The organism is Bacteroidota bacterium (assembly GCA_016721765.1).
Lineage (GTDB): Bacteria > Bacteroidota > Bacteroidia > UBA4408 > UBA4408 > UBA4408.
Genome location: JADKHO010000001.1, coordinates 1505797 through 1525185 on the forward strand (window position 1 = coordinate 1505797; position 19389 = coordinate 1525185).

The window sequence follows — 19389 nt, forward strand, 5'->3', positions numbered from 1 at the left end:
AATAAATTTTTACTTTTGCAGCCCGATAAACACAAAATTGTCCGATGGTGTAACTGGCAACACGTCTGATTTTGGTTCAGAAGAGTCTAGGTTCGAAACCTAGTCGGACAACCCAAGGGAAAAACAAACCCAAACAAAAGTAAACAGGAGCCCCTAATTTAGGGGCTTCTGTCGTTTTGGTTCTTACTTTCATTTTTTGCTATTTTCATCAATTTGGGTACATTTGTGATACCTCTGTGATACCTCAGTCAGGGAGGTATCACAAAATGAAAGCAACCTTCACTCCAGTTTTCAATAGAAAGAAAAAGCTAAATGCAAACGAAAAGGCATTAGTTGAAATTAGAATGTACCAGAATCGTACTCGAAGATTCATCTCAACAGGGATATTAATAAAACCGGAACACTGGGATTCAAAAAATCAAGAAGTAAACAAGAAGCATCCTGATGCAGGCCTTCTGAACTTTCAAATTGGTGATTTAATTCATAAATACGAAAAAGCACAAGTAGCACAATCTTTAAAAGATAAAAGTTTTTCTATAAAGTCAGTAGGCAACAAAAAGACAATATCGCACAATGGCTCATTTTCTGAATTTATGAGTCATGAGATTAAAGCGAATAAACTTCTGACACCTAAAACTAAATTAAGCCACAGCAACACATTAAATCACTTACTCAAGTTTACCAAGCAATCTGACATTAAATTTGAAGATATAAACTACGCTTTCCTAGATAAATTCTTAAACTACCTGCGTGAAAAGAAAAAGGCCGTCAATACTATCCATAAGCAACACAAGAACTTTAAAAAATATATTGAACTTGCTATAAATAAGGAATATTACGACGAGCCAAATCCTTGCAAAAAACTTATCGTTAAAACAGAGCAAAAAAAGAGAGATGTGCTTACCATCGAAGAAATTCGAGCGATTGAAAAGGTGGATTTAAGTAAGTTGGAAGAAAAGGTAAATAATGTTCGTGATTTATTTCTGTTTTCCTGTTATACCGGATTACGAATATCTGATGTTACAAATTTGAGAACTGATTACATTAAACACACAAAGGAAGGATATGAGTTGGATTTTGTAACCATAAAGGTTAATAAGCAGGCTGAAATTCCTTTACATAGCATGTTTAAAGTAGAAGGTGAGAAACTATCTGCCCCTGAGATAATACTCGAGAAATATTACAATAAAAATGCAGATTTCCTTTTTCCAAGATTAACAGAGCAGTTTATTAATCGGCACTTAAAAGTTATTGCAACCTTGGCAAATATTCCTTTTAAGCTCACTTTTCACTCTGGAAGGCACAGTTTTGGAACTTATATGGCATCTAAAATTCCATTGCCGCAGCTTATGTATTTGATGCAGCATTCGGATATTAAAACAACTATGGTTTACGTAAATACAAATCAAGAAATGGTTAAACAAGGATTACTTAAAGTTGACTGGAAATGAAAAAGGGAAAAATTGTCTCTACTGAGAAAAAAAATATTCAATCGTTGATTAACCAAAAGCCCAGAGGACATCTGACTTATTTTTTGATTAAGAAATTTTCTGAGCAATTAACACATGCATTATCTGATACTTCCTTAAATGATGAAGATAGAATTCATATTATAGAAGTATTTATTGAGTTAGATGAAATGGCGTCACAACAGTTGCCTTGGGATAAAATCTATAAGAAGTACTATTCAGAATTAAGAAAAAAATTACGAGAAAAATTTGCATTAGGGCATAGATTAAAGTTGCTTGAATATTTTGATGACCATTGCTCACTTACAAAGGCTATGGGTAATTCAGATAATTTCTTTTATACAACCGATGAAATTAACGCTATGGGGAGCTTAGAGTTTCAAATTCTAAACCAAAAGGAATTTTCTCATCTCCTCCGTTTAATTTCCAATCATCTACACAGTGAACTCGGTTTATTGCTTGATAAACCTGTTTCCAGTATGAACGTGAAAGGAGAGCAAATGGGAAATGCAAAAGGAAAATCACCAAACACAATTTTGAGACATTCCAATTACAAAAACCGATACCTTGAACTCTCAAAGAACCCAAAATCTAGGCATGCAGCGGTTGTAAAAAAAATCTGCCTAGAGTTTGCTATTAGTGAGAAAACACTCATGCGAGCCATTAAATAATTTGGACAATTTGTCTTTTGTCTCGGACAAATTGGTTTTGTCCTTCTAAAATACTTTATATTAATTTACTTTCTTCTTCCCTTTATACCGTTCAAAATATACAACGGTATGTCAACAATAATTGTAATTACAAAAGAAGAGCTTTCTGAGATAGTTCAAACTTCTATACGAAAAGTTTTCGCAGAGAACAATCAACCACAATCTGAACAACAAGACCTTGTTCCAATTGAGGAAGCTATGAAAATTACCAACCTTGCTCGTCAAACTCTCTATGGGAAAGTATATGACCGGAAAATTCCTTTCATTAAACGAGAAGGCTCCCGCAAGCTTTTCTTTTCCCGCAAGGCGCTCTTAAATTGGATTCAGGAAGGAGGAAATTTCGATGCAAGCATTTAATCAAGATAAACTTAACATTTTGAGAAGTGAGGCGAAAGCCGCATTAAAAAAAATGCGGGCTAAAATTGACAACCCTAAAATTTCTTCGGAAAAAAGGGCGGAAAATTTATTGCTATTTAATCGGTTAAGAAATTACGTGGAGTTCACTGAAGATGCATTGAAATCTTTACTTGTAGAGATAGCAGAAAATGAAAAAGCTGACTACATCAAAGGCGTTCAAGCAGGTCGAAAGATGGAAAGGGAAAATGCCGCAGGTGGTCTACCAATTAAATTATTTGATAAAGAAGCTTATCGCTCGTCATGGGAGCTTCAGAAAAGAAACGAATGGCCCGAACTATATAACTAAAAAAGCAGAGCCGATGCGTCAACACCGGCTCTGCTAAATCTTAATAAATTTTATCTATGGACAAAAGTAGTAAAGTTTTAAATGCCACACTTTCAAGTGAGGAGCTAACAGAAAAATATAAACATCACAAAGTGAAATTTATAGTATTTCCACTTATATTCCAATATGGAACAAACCTTTTCGGCGCAGAACGTGGCACGGGTAAGACCAGAATTTCATTAAGCATTGCATTTGCGATAGTGTATGCCCTAATTGGATACTTGGGTTATACTATTAATGAACATGGTGACGTACTATTTCTAAATTTTGAAATGGCTGAGCCTGAATTCAAATTATTTGTTGAGCCTATTGAGAATTATTTCAAAGCAAATTATAAAAAAAAATATAACCTTCATTCAATTAGCTTTAAGTCACACCGAGATTTAACCTTAAAGGACATAGATGAAGCAATCTTCAACATAAAACCACTCTTGGTTATTGTAGACGGTTATAAAGCTTTTGCATCGATGCTTCAGCGTGAGAAGGGAATTAAAGAAATTGACAACTCCAATGCCATGCTAATGTATGATTACTTTGACCGATGGCGCAAAGATTACAACACAACAATTCTATTAACCAACCACACCAATAAGGGAACCAAGGGACAGCGCAGCCACTCTGACCTTATGTATGGGGCTAGTGCGGTCATGGATTACGCAGATCAGACCACTCTGATGCGAAAAACCAATGAGCCTAATCAAAGAATAATTGTACCAGACAAGAACAGGTTCAATAGAGAAGGAGAATCATCCACCAACCTAATAGAAATTATAGGAGACGATGAGAATAATAAAATATGGTTTGAGTTGAAACAAACCGACGTGGAAGAAGCTGATTATATGTATAAAGATACTCCATCACAGAAGTATTCTCATCAAGAAAAACTTGCTGCGGTTGATATGTACACTAATCAAAAAATATCACTTAGAGATATTCAGGAGAGAACCGGAATACCAAAATCGAGTATTGACAGGTGGGTAAAAAAGCACAATCGGAATGAAGAACTCTAACCAATTGTCCCAACTGTCCCACAGAAAAGTATGGGACAGTTGGGACAATAAATCGAAGTATTAATGCCGTATAACAAGAGTAATTTTTTAATAATATCAATGTAAAACCAACAAACAATGGAAGCAGAAATCAAGAACAACACAAGTGAAACCACTCAAATTACCTTCAAACTTACGCAAGACGAGCGTCAAACTATTGAAGAATCAGCAGGAGATTTGGACCTGAACATCTCGGAATATTGTAGACTGAAGTCCTTAATGGATGAAAATACGGTCTTAACTCAGAAAAGGAAAATCTCGGATTTGGAAAAGGAAGTAAAACTTATGAAGGTTAAACTCGACTTTTATAAAAATTCGGAGCGAACACCGGAACATCACATTGTTTTAGATGTAACCAAAGAGGAAAGGGAAACCTTTGAAAAAATGTTTGGAGATTTTATGACAGGAGAAAATGATTTAAGTTTTAACCTAATAGAAGCTCTTATTTGTTTTTACGGCAAATTGAAAGATGAAGAACATGATTTTTTTCTTGACAAAATTTCTAAGGAAGAAGTTGATGATGTTTTTTATATTAAAGTGGAGAAACAAACAAATTGAACCTTACACTAAAATGGACTTATTTGGTTTAGCTCATCCGCAACACTCTGTTATTCATCGAATTTCAGTTTATTTTGTCATCAACGAATCTTTTACTTATTAAATTTGAAGCACGGGGAAGCAGAAAACCATAAAGAGTATGCTAATTTAAAACCTAGAAATCATGTCAGACAAAAGCAGCAAATCAAGCAGCAACTTGGAGCATTATCACAACAAGGGTGAACAGGATGCCAGTAAAGGAGATGTACATCGTCCACACGATGTCCTTTTTGGACTTTTCAATACAGATAAGCAGCATCATGAGAATGATGCGTATGAGAAAGGAGCTAATAATTACTACCAACAAAAAAAGGATAGCTAGTTTCAGTGATTTCAGCTTATTGACTATTAATCAATTAGGGTATGAAATATTGTCGATTGTGAGAAATCTATACATATAGTTTATAATATATTTAGAAAAATGCCATTTTCTATATATAAGAGATTGGATATAAATACTTTTTTACAATTTCTGTTCATTTCCAATATTAATGGTTTTGATAGGGTCAGCTTTCTGCTTTGGGTAATAGACTGTGTTTATTTTGATAATGTTGCTTCTTCTCATTGATATAATTAGCATACTCATTTAAACTAGTCCATTTTTTTAATGAGCCTTACATATAAAAGCTATATTTCAATTGCATCTTATCGACAGGATCTAAATATTTTAAAATTTCTCCAACATTTCTGGCGCACTCAATTGTTATCGGAAACTTTCTGTCGAATTGTGTATTGTTCCAATTCATTTTTGTCAGAGCTAAAATTTCTTCGCAAATTAAATTTGGTGATTCATCGTATCTTGCAAGCTTGATTTCAAGCGGACTTGGAATGTATTTTCCAGGATAAGTTTCATAATAGGGGACTGAACCTCGTGTATATAGTATATGATGGTTGTCTGCTAATGTTAATTGAGTTCCCCTCATTGGTGGGTAGATTCCATTGCGGTATAAACGAACATCCGATTTTTGAACAGAAACCAAATCGACTTGATTGATGTACAATTCTTTTGCGGCTTGACTGAATCCATATACTTCATCTGCATTAAAGTTTGATGTCTTGTGCATGACAAGTCGTTTGGGAAATATCTTAACAGCATCATAGTATTCCTTCAATGATAGCGAAAGAAGATTGTAAGCCTGATCTTGTGAAAGATGTGGAGTCCTGTCGCTTTTCTTTAAAGTAATTTCTTCTCCTCGAAGAATAACTCCTTTCCCAAGTTCGTTGAAAATTTGGGCAATACTTGTTTGAGTTGTCTTTTTGTCTCTACTCATGAAAAAACTAATGCCCGCATAGCAAGTTGTTTCTGCACTATCCTTTCTTATCATAGCCCAAGGTGTTCCAGAAGCTTTATAATATAATGCAGTAAAAAAATTCCAAGCAATTGTTGCTGGATCTTGCATTTCTCCGGTCGGTTTAACAATTCTATCTCTTACTATTTGAATTGGAATATTGTATTGCATTGCTTTCGCTTTCAAATATCTTCTGAAGTTTTGCTCTTTTTTAGAAACTTCATCCTCATCAAAATCCTTTTCAGGGACTTCCTTTTCTTGTTCTTCATCATCTTCTTCAGTTGACTTCTCCTCTTCTTGAATATAAGTAATGAAGTTTTCACTTAAAACACATAGAATAACATCGGGCTTTTTGTTCTTTGAAAGAAATTTGATCTCACCAAGAATAAGCTCAGCAATATCATTGATACGGTCTTCCAAGTTATCAGTCTTTTTAATAATATCGTCAAAATCCGAATTATTTAATCTCCGTAGATAAGTATCATCATAAACAATTTCACTTTTGAAACCTATATCCTTATTAAAACCACAAAAATTAAGATGTAAATTTGGATGCGGATTCTTAGTTTCCTTACCTGAAATATGCGTTTTGCATGATTCAATCCATTCTAAAACTTTATCAATACTTTCCCCTTTTCCAATTATTCCAACTGTAATTTTTTCAGGCCTTACTTGATTTATGTCAAAAGGGCTGAAGTTAAAAATACCTGATTTGGGACAAATATGTTGGTCTTGGCCAAATTGTAAGGAAGGTTCTTCTATATATCTTAGTTTCATTAGTCAAAAAGGGATATGTCATTAAGTTCCTTATCATCTTTCAATTCTGTTTGAGGAGCATCAATTTTTTCTTCAAGAATTTTAACTGGTTTCCAGGTTTTCTCTTCCAGTTTAGGAGATAAGGGAATCAAGGTGTGCGGGCTAATTTTAAAATAAGGATATTCAACAGTAAATAAATCGACATGAGAAAAATAATAGCCAAAAAAACGGAAATAGTTAAAGACTGCATTATTGTTTTCTAAGCGTTTAAGTCCAGATAGGTAAGCAGGCTCAAATCTGCTTATATGATACCCGCCAGGATTTGTAAAGCTCCAAGTTGGGTTTAGGACAAGGAACCAATCATTTGAAATATTTAAAAAGGAGCATCTAAACGCAAGGTGCCTAAAGCAAATGATATGCCCTTCTTTTTTATTGTGCATTTCAAAAATTACCGATTTTGTCGATTCGTTTTTCCCTTTCCACTTTACCTGTTTCTGATTTGGTACTATTGGATTATTCGCAAAACGGAAAATTTCATTTTTACCATACCATTCAATTTCTTTAATTTTACAAAACTGCGTCAGTGTATTGCGAAGTAAGTGCTTAAATACACTTTTATTATCCTCGTTTCTTTCGTAAAAGTCTTTGCATTCTAAAGTTGTTATTGTCCCCTTGTCTACTATTTTTCTGTAAGGTTCTGCTTCGTCATTCAAGTTTCTAAAAGTGTAAATACAGTTTTCATGAAGCAGCCAATCTGAGAATTTACAATCAGTTTTTCTCAATGCTTGCTTTATGAGTTTAGCTTCTCGCATTTTCTTAATAGGGCTTTTACCCTTCGATAGCAGGAAGCGATTAAGGTCAGCTAAGATTTCATCTTTGTCAATATCAAGTTCTGCCTTATAAAATATATCAGGGAAAGCAATAGATAATAAATTCGGAGATAAATTTTCTGGCTCGTTGTTCAAATATCCACCGACATACTCTTTTTTCCTTAATTCAATTTGTATATCCGAAAATTCTTGTTGAAAAATCTTTGAAAGAGCTTCAAGTTTCAGTGATGAGCTTATACTGTTAATTTTTTGCAGAAGTATTTCTCTGTCGATTATATGGTCTTTGGCATTGAAGGAAAAACCGGAAGGAATTTGCTTCGCTAATTTACTGTCTTTGTATTTCTCCTTCTTTTGAGTAATGATGTAAAAATAAAGAACATCAAAGTGTTTGTTTAGCTGATTGTTAAAGAATTTTTGAAGAGTCTCTTCAATTTTAGAAAAATTATTTGTTGCTGTTACCTGAAAAGCAACTCTGTTTTTAAAGTCGGCTAAGTCAATTGCTGGAAAGTTCTTCTTTTGCGTTGAATTTAAATTTTCAAGGTTCAACCCAAAGGTTTCATTCAAAACAGGAATAAGAAAGCTTTCAGCATGAATATTAATGTCATACATATTTACGGCATTAAATCCTTCAACTTCCAAAACGAACCGGGCAGAGTAAGTCGTAATTTTATTTATAAAATCTATTCGGTTCATATTAAATTTTCAAAATTGAATATTTTAGCAGAAGGCTAACGCATTTTTCTTTTCTTTCTTTTGTTGTAAAGAATATTTGATTCCTTTTCCATGACCCACTCTTCAAATTCCTTTCTCCCAATTTCAAGCGGTAAGCAGGAAATTGTTAATTTCTCTTGAATTAATTCATTCAATTCCAATTCAATTTTATGATTATATGATTTAACTGAATTTGCTTTTTCATAACCAATGCTATTTGAAAAATTTGCTTCTCCAAATGAACGTCTTAATGTGTGATTCTTTGTGTTTAACATATCAGCAATTCTTCCTCTGATATTCCCTGTTTCACCGACGTATTTTATATTATTATTTTCAAACACCAAGTATACACCAGCCCTATTTGGAAATTCCCTTGCCCATGATCTTGTTAAAAGAATCTTCTTCTTGTTTTTTTCTAGAAGCAGTTCCTTTAATATCTCAGTAAAATACTCTTCAATAAGATTATACCCAATTAGCTCTTTCATCTGGACAATTTCATCTTAATATGAGTTACATATAAATATTCACGTTCTACTTCTTTCTAAACATTCGTTTAACTCGTGAATTTTATCAATAGCATTTTTCAATTCCGAGTCATACATGGATTCTCCCGAAGCATGAGAAGCTGGATTCATAATACGCTGTAGAATTACATTCAACTCATCGAATAGTTTGTCCTTTTCATCTCTCACTTCATACTGCTTGTACAAATATTTGTGCAAGTCCTTCTTAATAATTCTCAAACTTAATTTTTCGGTATTATTCAAAGAACCATCGTTTTCAAAATCAGTTTCTACTTTTTTAATAAAGTCAACAGGAAATGTTTTGTCTACAAAAACTTTTTCAAATGCTCTTCTTTCATTTAAAGTATATTTTTCGTAAGCGGACTTTATCATTGATGATAAAGTTTTGAACTCCTCATTTTCTGTATTCAATCCTCGGTTCAAATATTTTTTGATAGTAAACTCAACTTCTTTTCTCAACTCATTTCCAACTGCATCATATTCACCATCTGCAAAAAACTTTGCAGCTTTTTCAATGTGTGTTTTATCTTTTTTCAGATACGGTGCATCATTTGAATTTTCGTCTTTTGTGAGTTTGTAATACTCCCAATGGTTTGCATTTGTATAGTTTTTAAGAATGTTGTAAAAACCTTTATCGTGTGTAAGAATTATTTTTGAAAACTGTCAAAGAAACGAAGTGACTGTTTGTTGTTATGATTCAAAATAATTTTTATCACTTCCATTCGGTTACTTAAATCCAAACTTATAAGCATATCGTCCAAAACCAAAAGTTTGAACTCGGTTGTCTGCAATCTTATTCGCAATGCACCTATACGAATGCCTATTGCAATTCGTGTGAGTTGTGCTTCATTCAAAAACGATTGAACTCTATGCAAGGGAATCCATTTTGCATTTGCTATGTCGTATTGCGACACAACTAATTTAATTTGCAAATCGTTTTCACGAATGTGTTTGTTTCCATCTTCCCAAACATGCTGTTCAATCAACTCAAAAGTGAAACGCTTCTCAAAAGTCAGTTTTACTTTCAGCACATCTTGATTGTGGTAAAAATGTTCTTTGATAAAATTATTTGCATATTGCTCAATGCTTCCAAGCAAGACATCGATTTTTCCGTTTACTTCCGAATCCAACCAAGCAATGTATTCATCCTTTCGCCAACCTTCTCTCAATTTGTACCCAGAATCATATCGTTCTACATCTTTCGTATCAATTTTAAGTTTTTCCAAAAATGTTTTGTCATTCACATTGTCAGTAATGAAAGGAAAAATATCCCGTTCAAATACACTCCAAAGATTTACATCATACTTGTGTGAATCACGATAAAAACCACTTAGCAATTTGTAATTGATGAAATCGCTTGTGGTGTTCAGCAACTTTATGTTTGTGTCTGTTGCTTCTTCTTCAACTGCTTCGGGAACCACTGGTGTTATCGGACTTAAATCTACGGGCACTTCAACAACAATAGCATCAGAAATATTTTCTGCTCTTACTTCTTCTAAAACTGCATCAGAAACATCTTCGGATTTCAATTCTTCAACAACAGCAGCCGCAATATTTTCGGGTGCAACTTCTTCAATTTCCGCTGGAATCATTTCTGCTGCCGCAACTGCAACTGGTTCTGCTTCTATGGCAGGGATGCGATAAGGAATTAAATCTTCACCATCTCTTACAAATAGTTCAATGTAAGCAGTTGCATCCTCACCTTCAAAAACATTTCTCAATGATTGATGTGTAGAAGGGTTGTTTACCTCAAACACTTTGAAATATTTCTCAACACCTTCTCTGCTTTTGATACTGCTTTGTAAGAAAGTGTACAAAGCCCAAAAGATAGATGACTTACCTGCACCATTGTTTCCATAAATAAGAACATTCTTATTTTTGAAATCAATTGGCTGCTCCTGTCGGAATGCTTTGAAATTCTTTAAAACTATTTTCTCAACTGTCTTGCTCATTACCCTTGCAAAATTGGTTTTAAAATTTCGGGGCTTACAATGGCGAATGATAAAATACGATTGCGTATTTCGCTATCGGGGTGCGATACTGATTTGTAAAAACTGTAAATGCTTTCTGTTGTCTCTTTGCCTTTTGCTTTCTCCAATTCTTTTTCTACCAATTCAACAACGCTAACTTTTTTTGTTTTCATTTCCTCTCCGAAGTAGAGTTCTAAAACCATTCCGTCAATTATTTCTTCAAATTGTTTTACGAGTAAATTATTTGAGATGGATTGATGAAATGGAGTTTCATTTTCTTTGAGAAACAAAATGAAATCAATTATTGCTTCAAACACTTTTTGTTTTTCAATTGAAACTTTTGCAATGGGAATATTTTTAAGATATTCTGGATTGATGTCAATATTTCCTTTGCCTCTTATTTGGTCAAGGAGTGTGTCAGCTAATTTAGAATTGATAATTGCCAATAAATATTTTAATGAAACCTGTGAAGAAATTTCTTCAAGAACTTTTCTGCTATTGGTCTGATAGCGTTTTACACTGTTGTCAATGCTTTTATTTTTTACACCTTTCAAGTCATTCCACAATACCAAAACTCTTATTGTTTGGTCGCAATAAATATTTGTGTAGTCAACTGTTGCTTTAATCTTCCCAATTTTTGTAACCATAATCTTTGGTCTCTCATACAATTCAGGAAAGGTTGGTCTGCTTATTAAATCGGGCACTCTTTTAGTTCCCCACTCTAAAAAAAAGATTTTATTTATTTTATACTTCTCAATAAATTTTGCTTCTGTATAATCTTTGCAATTAGTTTTTGTTTTTGTCTCACTTACCAAATCACTCTTTACGAATAGCCCTTTTGATTGAACTTCATCAGCATTTAATACCATGCCCTTGCTTATAAAGCAGTAATCTCCAAGATTGATAAATCCTTCACCGCTGAACAACAGAGATTTTTTATTTGACAAATCCCAAACAAAAGTTTTTTCATCTCTAACCAAATCAGTTTTCAGAACGCTATCAACAACAGAAATAGAATTGTCATTCAATTTTGATACTCTGATTTTTTGGTTTTCACTTTCTCCATTCTTTACAAAAAGAATACAGTTGGTAACTGTTGCCTCATCAAATATTTTATGGCCTGATAAGTTTGTTATCTCCACCAAATCATTTTCGGTATGTATAAACTCTCTTAGCTTCTTAGCATAAGTTTGGTTGGTTATTGGATAAGGAATAATCATACAAGTCAATTCTTTTTTTGAAAGTCGTATTCCTCTTTCAATAAAGGCAACATAAATATCCCACTTCTGATAAAGTGTTGTGTAGTTGGTTGAATTGCCTAACAACTCCCTGTGTTCAGTGTCTTGTGCATTTGCTCCTATGTATGGTGGATTTCCAATCACAATATCAAAACCATTTTTAGCAGAAGGGAAAAAGAAATTGGGATTAAAAAATTCCACTTTCTTATTCTTAAAAATATTTTCGTAGCTGTTCCACTTAGCATCCATCTGAAAGTAATTCATCATTGTTTCTTTCAGTTGTTTCAATCGGGTTGGGCTTGCAGTTTTTTCTTCCTGTCTAATCTTTGTAATGAAACTTGCAATTATAGTGTGATAAAATTTGCTGATTCCTGCTAAACTTGTTTCAATATTCCGCTTAATATTTTTTTTGTTTTTGTAATCGGGAGAAAAATATTGTTCTACATTTTCTTCTAATGCAGCCAAACTTTTTTCCAACGCATCGGTTGTGTATCCTGTAATCAAAGGCACTTCAACCAAACTATCAGCACACACAAATTTGAAATCCAAATTGGGTAAAGCTTTAATATCCTTTGGGTCTTCATCAACCACCAAACTCAACCAACAACGCAAACGGCTTAATTCTACTGCCATTGGTTGTATGTCCACACCATAAATAGAATTTTGTATGGTATCTAATTTCAGTTTGTAGTTTTTTGCCTTGGGGTGCAACTGCTGTTTGAGTGCAACAATTTTTTGCAGAATGCCAATAGGAAACGCACCCGAACCACAAGCTGGGTCAAGCACTTTTATTTTGCTTAACTCCTCACTAATTTTTTCTTCGTGTTTCGCAAGTGCATCGGGCAATACTTGTGTGTGCACAAAGTCCTCAATCTCTGCATTTATTTTTTCATCCAACGCCAAAGCTGTTTTTAAAAACTCTGCAACACTTTGTTCCACCATGTAGTCCACAATTTCACGTGGTGTATAAAACGAACCTGTTGCCTTTCTTGCACTGTCGCCTGTTTCGGGGTTTTGTTCTGCCAATAAATTTTCAAATATCCTTCCCAACATTTCGGGGTCAATGGCAATTTCAGCATTGCTGCTGCTGTTTTCGTCCACTGTAAAATTGTAGCGTTCCAAAGTTTTTGAAAAAAGATTGTGAAACCAATCGTTATCAATATTCAAAAGCAAATGTTGCTTGTAGTCTGTTTCCTGTGCTTCAAACAAACCACCATTCAAGAAAGGATAATGTGCAATAATTTTTGGCAAACCACCTTTGCGTTCTTTGTCGGGTGTGTTCAGCACATCAAAGAAAAGGGGCTCTAATAAATCGTGATAATAATTGTTTTGTGAGTGTGCTTTTACTGCTTCCGAAGAAATGGCTGCATCATGCAATACCTCTTTTCTTTTTAAGAACCAACAAAAAATAATTCTACCAATCAATCGAATGGCAAATTGAACTTTATCTTCTTCATTGTTAAATGGCGTTCCCTTTTTGTTTAGTTGCTGGAGTAAATCAGTAAAGGCACCTTTAATTTCATCATAGAAATTACGGTTAATGATGGAAATATCAAAAGCATTCCAAAGGGCTTTCCATAAATCAGTAGGCTCAACAAAAAGCTGATTCACTTTTTGGTTAACCTCATTCAAAATAAAATTATAAGTTTTGTAATAAGGTTGGTCAATACCAAATGGCAAAGTCTTTAAAACAACTTTTTTTCCTTCTTTGGAACTCAGTACAACTTTTAGTTGTGTTTTTTCTTTATTGCCAAAAAACCATATAATGTATCTGTTTGCATCGCCACCACTGATAAACTTTTTAGTTACATCTTGGATTTGTTTTTTCGGTAATGAAGAATCATTGAGGCATACATAAAAGAAAAGCATTTGTGAAATGCTTCCTTTTTTCAAGGCAATTGGTCGTATGTCTTTTTGTTTTGAAAGAATAGGATGCTCTGCAATTAAACGCAACGATTCGCCACCAAAATATTCTTGTTGTTGCTGCGCAGGCAGCACACTTTCCCAATTTACTTTTTCATCTACACGAAAAGTTTGTATTAGCGAAGTGCAAATTTGCTGATAGTCAAGTGTGGATTTATTTTCTATTAATTCTTTTAATGTCATTGCTCAATATTGGTTTTGTCGTTTGCATAAAAGCCATACCACATCACTGGCTCGGGTTGTGGCACGGTAGATTCATCTTTTACTAAATGCACACTTTGGATTGCAAGTGTGTCTAATAAATCTACACTAACCTGTCCTTCATTTGTTTTCAAAAATGACCGCAAACGATTTTCAAATGCTAGGTTTCTTGAAGTTATTAGCTTTTGTAATCGGTTTATATTGTCAGTTGAATAGCGTTCTGTGTTTTCATTAAGCAATTTCAGCAACTCTTCTTTCGCTGGTTTCAAACTGCTACCACCTGCTGTGCTTTTCACTCCCATAAATTCCGAAAGGTCTGTTCCTTCCAATGTAGTTTGAAATGCTCTCTCTGCTTCAAACACTTTCATTCCTTTTTGCACCAACTCATTTTTCTGTTCCGATTTTATTTTTTCGCTTTGGCGTTCTTTGTCAAAACTTCTCAACTGGTTTAATACTTTCAGTTGGTTCGGTTCTTTCTCAACTTTTTTCCCATCGGTTTTTATAAATTCAAAAACACCTTTGTCAATATTAAATGCCATAATTTTTCCGTTTTCATCAATGCTTGGCAACTCAACCCATTTATGCAAATTCATATTCAAGATATATTCCTTCTCTATATCAGTTGCCTTGCGCATAAAATCACGAAGGTCATTTTCAAATACTTCATCAAAAGCCAAATCGTTTTCCCTTTCTAATTTTTCCATTGCATCCTTTTGTTTGCTGCTGTCGGCTGAATAAATGTCTGTCATTAAACCAAACTGGCGGTCTGTAATTGTTTCACCTAAAATACTGCTGTCAATCCCCACACTTCCACCAATGATTTTTATTTTGTCTTGCAATCGTTGAATTAATTTTAAAAACTGTTCCAACTGACCTTCGGGCAAGAAGTTGTGAATCTTTACGATGTTGAAAGCAGAGCCTAAACGATTAATACGACCATTGCGTTGAATCATTTTTACTGGATTCCAATGTAAATCGTAATTGATAATGATGCCGCAATCTTGCAAGTTTTGTCCTTCACTCAACACATCTGTTGAAACTAAAATTTGCAATTGCTCTCTGCCGTTTACTTTTCCGTTAATTACTTCTTGCTTTTGTGCTACGGGTGAAAAGCGTTGAACGAATGAAGATTTATCTTTTCCGTTTTTGCTTTTCAAAAATGCAACTTGGTCTTTTGATAAATCTAATTCGGTTAAAAAATCTTCGGTGAATGCTTCTTTCAAATAATCAACCGTGGTAGCAAAGTATGAAAAGATTAAAATTTTATTCCCTTTCAACTCTTTCACCAGTGCTTTAAGTTTATTCAACTTGGCATCGGGTTTAATGTTTGTCAAAACATGAAGAATGAGTTGAATAATTTCTTTGTCTTGTGCAATGGCAGCCTTCAATCTTTCAATGTTGTAGTCCTCATGCTCAATAGTCATTACAGCCGATTGGATTTTATACTTCGTGTCTTTTTCCTTTTTCTCAATCTCTCTTGCGTTGAAAATTTCTATTTCATCAGCTATTAATTCAATAACATCTGTGTCGTTGTATTCTTCGGTTTCATGTTTGGCAATTGCCTTTTGAATGATAACTGGTTTTACTACTTTGCTTTGCTGAAAAAATAATTCTTCAAAGTTTAAGAGATAGGTTTTGTATTTCTCAATTCGTTTTTTGAATGTGAAAATTGAAGAGTCAAAAGATTTGAACATGGTTACTTTCATTACACCTGTCAAATTCTTTCTTGCGTTTGCCTGAACTTCTTCAAATTCTGTTTTCTCAAGCTTCTCACTCAAATAGCTGTATGGAACTAACTTCAGATTATTAATTGCTCGGTCCATGAAATGAAAAACAGATTGAAACTCAGTTTCATTTTTTGTTTTCACTTTATCAGTTTCCAAGTTATGGAAGAAATCCAAAACGCCTTGAATTTCTAATTCATCCTCTTGTTTCTCTGTCAAGTCCTTTGTGAAGGCATCATACAACGGAGCATTATTTTTCTTTAATTCCTTTAAACTTTCGCTTATTGTTTTTCTGATTTGTTTGTTGTCCAATTCATACAATTCATTTTGCAAAACTTCATCAGGAAAAATAATTGGCTTCCCATTTAGTGTGGCATCGGGGAAATCTTTTTTTACTTGGTGCTTTGTCCGCTTCACCATTATTTTATTCAGTATCGGGTACAATTCACTAAACACTTCTTCGTTGTTTAATTTCTTGAAAAGCTTTTGAGTGTTGGCAAATAAGCCCATCAAATTGTCTATTCCGTATGTAGTAAAGAATTTTTCATCACCACCTTTTGCCAATAAAATTTGGTTTGCCAAATCTTTCACACCGTTGTTCACTGGTGTTGCAGAAAGCATAAGCACTTTTGGAAGTTCTTTGCAATAAGTTTTGTCAGTGAGAATTGCAAGAATGTTTTGAAAGGATTTGCTGCCTTGTGTTTTCAAGTTGTGGCTTTCATCAATCACCAATAAATCAATTGCAGTGTTGTTGATTGAACTTCTTTTGCGAATAATCAAATCATGTTTGATAGATTCAAAACTACTTTCAATTGCAAATTCTGTAATTGAATAAACAGAGGCGTTCACTGTAATTTCTCTCATGTGATTGAGCCAGTCATTCCGCAAAGAGGCTGGACAAATGATTACAACATTTTTGCGTTCAAAATAACCGTATCGTTCAATAATGTCGCGAGCGATGTATGACTTACCCAAACCTACACTGTCGCCAACCAAACACATTCCTATTCGCTTGTCGTTTAATCGGTTTATAGCTTTGCGAACACTTTCCTGTTGAAATGTTGTAAGCGTATTTTTTTTCTCAAAACCATCTTCCAATTTTATTTTTTCTTCCAACTCAATATCATCACCGTACAATTCGTAAAGCAATCGTATGTAAACTTCATAAGGAGAGTAGGAGAGTTTTCCAAATTGGCTTAGTCCTAAAATCTCTTGATTGAATTGTAAATTCCAATCTTCGCTTTCGTTCCAAATGTTTTCAAACCAACTGCGGTGTGATGGATGCTGCATGTTGTTCAAGCGCTGGTAGTTCACAATTCTTCCATCATCTTCCAAAGCGTTCAATTCAAGATTGCCCGACAACCCCTGCTTAGTGAAATTGGAACTACCAATAATGCCAACAGCATTTTCGGTTTCAGAACCAAAGATGTAACACTTAGCGTGTAGAAAATTCTGCTTGTAAACTTTGATTTGCAGTTTAGAAAAACCGCTTGCTGTTTTCTCTAAAAACTTTGTGAGTAAGTCTATGACCTTCTGAAACTCTGGTTTCAACTCCAAATCTTCTAAATCCTTTTTTAAATATTTCTGTGGAAAATTCGGGTCAACAGTTTCAGGATTTTTGACCTGATAAGATTTAATGGAAGGTTCCTCGCCAAGCAACAAACGGAATGTGATATTTTCTCGGTCTAAGTACTTTTCAAGTTCGGCAAATATTTCAACCATACCGGGTAAATCCCAATAACCTGTGGCTATTGATATTTGTGAATAGGAATTGTCAGCAAGCAATTCTTTTAGGATGCTTCCTAACTGATATTCGCTTATAGAATTATCTATAAGTTTTATTCTTTGTTTCACAGCTATAAAATTATTTTTTGTAGTTAACAATCAAACTCAAATTGATTTAATTGATTTATCAATAGTTGTCCAAATGTAATTAGAAAAATATGACACAAAAACAAGAGTTGCAAAAGTTTATTCAAAAGAAGTAAATGATTCAAAACTTTCTATGAGAGTGGATTTTTTAAAGAAAAAAAAGTCTTCTCATCGTAGATTCTTATTAAGTAAAAGAATATAAGAATATTTTGATACAATCACTTTGCAAATCGAATATTCAAAGTGGTTGTAGAATCTAAAGGCTCTAAAAGTCTTAAATCTAGGGTATGATAAAGTTGAATATCGTCAAAAGGTACTCTTGTTTTTGTTGGTTCAAAATTAAATGAGCATGTTTTCTCATTTCCTTTCAAAGTAAATAGAATGTTGTATTTATTAGATTCCATAGCTGACATACTAATGCTTTTGGCACCTGAAGGAATCGTTATCCAATAGCTTAATTTGTAACTGTGAAGCTTAATGTTGTACTCAATAATATCAGGTAATATTGGATAAGGAATGGCTTCAATTTCGTCACTGTATTTTTCAACAAGTTCATGAATGTGATAGAAGAATTCTCGCATTTCTTCGGGTAATACATTTTTGCCCCTCAGTTTATCAAAATAGTCACTTGCTCCAAGTATCCTTTGCAGCATTGTTGATTGACTACTTATTATTAAACCATATCTCTTGAAGATAGGTATTAGATATTCAAAAATCTGTCCATTGTATGTAAATTTGACAATCTCTCTTCGGCCAAGTTCGAAAAATAACTCTCTAAGGAATTTCAATCTTTCCTCTTTGCTAAGAGAGTTTGGGTCTGTTAAAATTATAAAACGGCTGTACATATCATTCATAGCTTCATTATTTATTTCACCAAAAGTAATTTTAATATGTGAAAATAAATTCAAAGAGTTGGTTCATTTTTTTAAATTTACAAACAAAACAGGTACTCGAAAGAAGGATGCAAACTTTCGGTAGTGGCTCAGTTTGAATTTTAATTTTTATAAAGAGCTTTCTCTACCATTAAATAACTTTTTCTTTTATACCCACTATGCTTTTTAGTATTATACTCTTCTACGATATTCCATAAATCACTAACGGTCGTTAAGTCTTTAGGGTTTTTAATAAACCCCTTAATCATATTATATGCAATCTTTTGATTATCCTCTTCGGAGGATTCTAAAAGGGTTTTAACAATATCTAAATTCATTTATCTGCTAATTTAACAATATCTTGAATCTCCATTATATCCTGAGTTAGTCCGACCTCCATTGCAGGAGTTGCACGCAAAGTTTTGTGAATTTTGCAGAAGTTGTAATATACAAAATGCAAAGCAATAGCGTAGTAATGATTCTCTAATTTCTTGCTAAAAGAGTTAGTAAGTCTTGCAAACCGTCTCATGTGCATTCGTATTGTTAAATTTTTACGTTCTTCATAACTTGTTGAAACTTGTACTTTATCTGGATTTCCTGCACACTACCCGGGAAATTAGGCAATGACATACAACAGCGATCAAGGGGGAAAGAGAGAGTTAAATCAGTATGCACCATATACTAAACTAACAATAAATAGTTCCGGTGTTTTAGTTCCCGGGTATTTAAGAAAATATATTGCAGGGCTTAGCCCTGAGCAAGAGTTTAAGTTTTCAGTACATAGTCCGTGTGTAAAAGATAAGCCCGAAACTTATCAAGAGTGGTACGATATTCAGTTAATTAAACCGTATTACGATTAAGAGATAACAATTAAAACATCTGCTTCATTTTTGTTGTGAAATTCTGCTTTGA

17 protein-coding genes and 1 tRNA gene are annotated in these 19389 nt (G+C 33.7%); 9 read left to right on the forward strand and 9 right to left on the reverse strand.

Features of this window, described 5'->3' with window-relative positions; translation table 11 throughout:
- Positions 1-38 precede the first annotated feature (38 nt).
- From IPP32_05300 to IPP32_05335, 8 genes are all read left to right on the forward strand, one after another.
- Positions 39-111, forward strand: a tRNA-Gln gene (locus tag IPP32_05300).
- 155 nt (positions 112-266) lie between these two features.
- Positions 267-1451, forward strand: a complete 1185-nt coding sequence (locus IPP32_05305) for a site-specific integrase (protein MBL0047500.1) — start codon at positions 267-269, stop codon at positions 1449-1451.
- A complete protein-coding gene (locus IPP32_05310; protein ID MBL0047501.1) occupies positions 1448-2140 on the forward strand; it encodes a hypothetical protein in 693 nt (230 codons plus the stop codon). Before IPP32_05305 ends, IPP32_05310 begins: the two co-directional genes overlap by 4 nt.
- A 108-nt stretch (positions 2141-2248) precedes the next feature.
- The gene (locus tag IPP32_05315; GenBank protein ID MBL0047502.1) at positions 2249-2536 is read left to right on the forward strand and encodes a helix-turn-helix domain-containing protein; all 288 of its coding nucleotides are present in this window, start codon (positions 2249-2251) and stop codon (positions 2534-2536) included.
- Entirely contained in the window at positions 2523-2882 is a 360-nt protein-coding gene (locus tag IPP32_05320; protein ID MBL0047503.1) for a hypothetical protein, read from the forward strand. Before IPP32_05315 ends, IPP32_05320 begins: the two co-directional genes overlap by 14 nt.
- A gap of 56 nt (positions 2883-2938) precedes the next feature.
- On the forward strand, positions 2939-3931 hold the full coding sequence (locus IPP32_05325) for an AAA family ATPase (protein ID MBL0047504.1): 993 nt from the start codon (positions 2939-2941) through the stop codon (positions 3929-3931).
- A 117-nt stretch (positions 3932-4048) separates the two neighbouring features.
- Positions 4049-4528 (forward strand): hypothetical protein, encoded by a 480-nt coding sequence (locus tag IPP32_05330; GenBank protein MBL0047505.1) that lies wholly within the window; start codon positions 4049-4051, stop codon positions 4526-4528.
- A gap of 163 nt (positions 4529-4691) precedes the next feature.
- Positions 4692-4889, forward strand: coding sequence for a hypothetical protein (locus IPP32_05335; protein ID MBL0047506.1), 198 nt, complete (start codon positions 4692-4694; stop codon positions 4887-4889).
- Positions 4890-5181: 292 nt separating this feature from the next.
- Here the strand turns inward: IPP32_05335 and IPP32_05340 are convergent, their stop codons facing one another.
- From IPP32_05340 to IPP32_05380, 9 genes are all read right to left on the reverse strand, one after another.
- Positions 5182-6633 (reverse strand): hypothetical protein, encoded by a 1452-nt coding sequence (locus tag IPP32_05340; protein MBL0047507.1) that lies wholly within the window; start codon positions 6631-6633, stop codon positions 5182-5184.
- A complete protein-coding gene (locus IPP32_05345) occupies positions 6633-8135 on the reverse strand; it encodes an SMEK domain-containing protein (protein MBL0047508.1) in 1503 nt (500 codons plus the stop codon). The genes IPP32_05340 and IPP32_05345 overlap by 1 nt, the downstream gene beginning before the upstream one ends.
- A 35-nt stretch (positions 8136-8170) precedes the next feature.
- Positions 8171-8638 (reverse strand): GIY-YIG nuclease family protein, encoded by a 468-nt coding sequence (locus tag IPP32_05350; GenBank protein ID MBL0047509.1) that lies wholly within the window; start codon positions 8636-8638, stop codon positions 8171-8173.
- A gap of 39 nt (positions 8639-8677) precedes the next feature.
- Complete coding sequence (locus tag IPP32_05355; GenBank protein ID MBL0047510.1) at positions 8678-9136, reverse strand: hypothetical protein; 459 nt, start codon at positions 9134-9136, stop codon at positions 8678-8680.
- Between the two features lie 188 nt (positions 9137-9324).
- On the reverse strand, positions 9325-10629 hold the full coding sequence (locus IPP32_05360) for an AAA family ATPase (protein ID MBL0047511.1): 1305 nt from the start codon (positions 10627-10629) through the stop codon (positions 9325-9327).
- The gene (locus IPP32_05365) at positions 10629-13991 is read right to left on the reverse strand and encodes an Eco57I restriction-modification methylase domain-containing protein (protein MBL0047512.1); all 3363 of its coding nucleotides are present in this window, start codon (positions 13989-13991) and stop codon (positions 10629-10631) included. Before IPP32_05365 ends, IPP32_05360 begins: the two co-directional genes overlap by 1 nt.
- Positions 13988-17587 (reverse strand): DEAD/DEAH box helicase family protein, encoded by a 3600-nt coding sequence (locus tag IPP32_05370; GenBank protein ID MBL0047513.1) that lies wholly within the window; start codon positions 17585-17587, stop codon positions 13988-13990. Before IPP32_05370 ends, IPP32_05365 begins: the two co-directional genes overlap by 4 nt.
- A gap of 236 nt (positions 17588-17823) precedes the next feature.
- Positions 17824-18513 (reverse strand): hypothetical protein, encoded by a 690-nt coding sequence (locus IPP32_05375; GenBank protein ID MBL0047514.1) that lies wholly within the window; start codon positions 18511-18513, stop codon positions 17824-17826.
- Between the two features lie 86 nt (positions 18514-18599).
- Positions 18600-18815 (reverse strand): hypothetical protein, encoded by a 216-nt coding sequence (locus tag IPP32_05380; GenBank protein ID MBL0047515.1) that lies wholly within the window; start codon positions 18813-18815, stop codon positions 18600-18602.
- A gap of 285 nt (positions 18816-19100) precedes the next feature.
- Here IPP32_05380 and IPP32_05385 point away from each other — a divergent pair, with 285 nt between their 5' ends.
- Positions 19101-19337, forward strand: coding sequence for a hypothetical protein (locus IPP32_05385; protein ID MBL0047516.1), 237 nt, complete (start codon positions 19101-19103; stop codon positions 19335-19337).
- Positions 19338-19389: the final 52 nt, after the last annotated feature.

Coding starts and splice junctions, on each gene's coding strand:
- IPP32_05340 (MBL0047507.1), bottom strand. CDS start 6,633: ATGAAACTAAGATATATAGAAGAACCTTCCTTACAATTTGGCCAAGAC.
- IPP32_05335 (MBL0047506.1), top strand. CDS start 4,692: ATGTCAGACAAAAGCAGCAAATCAAGCAGCAACTTGGAGCATTATCAC.
- IPP32_05380 (MBL0047515.1), bottom strand. CDS start 18,815: ATGAATTTAGATATTGTTAAAACCCTTTTAGAATCCTCCGAAGAGGAT.
- IPP32_05320 (MBL0047503.1), top strand. CDS start 2,523: ATGCAAGCATTTAATCAAGATAAACTTAACATTTTGAGAAGTGAGGCG.
- IPP32_05385 (MBL0047516.1), top strand. CDS start 19,101: ATGACATACAACAGCGATCAAGGGGGAAAGAGAGAGTTAAATCAGTAT.
- IPP32_05365 (MBL0047512.1), bottom strand. CDS start 13,991: ATGACATTAAAAGAATTAATAGAAAATAAATCCACACTTGACTATCAG.
- IPP32_05305 (MBL0047500.1), top strand. CDS start 267: ATGAAAGCAACCTTCACTCCAGTTTTCAATAGAAAGAAAAAGCTAAAT.
- IPP32_05315 (MBL0047502.1), top strand. CDS start 2,249: ATGTCAACAATAATTGTAATTACAAAAGAAGAGCTTTCTGAGATAGTT.
- IPP32_05325 (MBL0047504.1), top strand. CDS start 2,939: ATGGACAAAAGTAGTAAAGTTTTAAATGCCACACTTTCAAGTGAGGAG.
- IPP32_05310 (MBL0047501.1), top strand. CDS start 1,448: ATGAAAAAGGGAAAAATTGTCTCTACTGAGAAAAAAAATATTCAATCG.
- IPP32_05360 (MBL0047511.1), bottom strand. CDS start 10,629: ATGAGCAAGACAGTTGAGAAAATAGTTTTAAAGAATTTCAAAGCATTC.
- IPP32_05330 (MBL0047505.1), top strand. CDS start 4,049: ATGGAAGCAGAAATCAAGAACAACACAAGTGAAACCACTCAAATTACC.
- IPP32_05350 (MBL0047509.1), bottom strand. CDS start 8,638: ATGAAAGAGCTAATTGGGTATAATCTTATTGAAGAGTATTTTACTGAG.
- IPP32_05345 (MBL0047508.1), bottom strand. CDS start 8,135: ATGAACCGAATAGATTTTATAAATAAAATTACGACTTACTCTGCCCGG.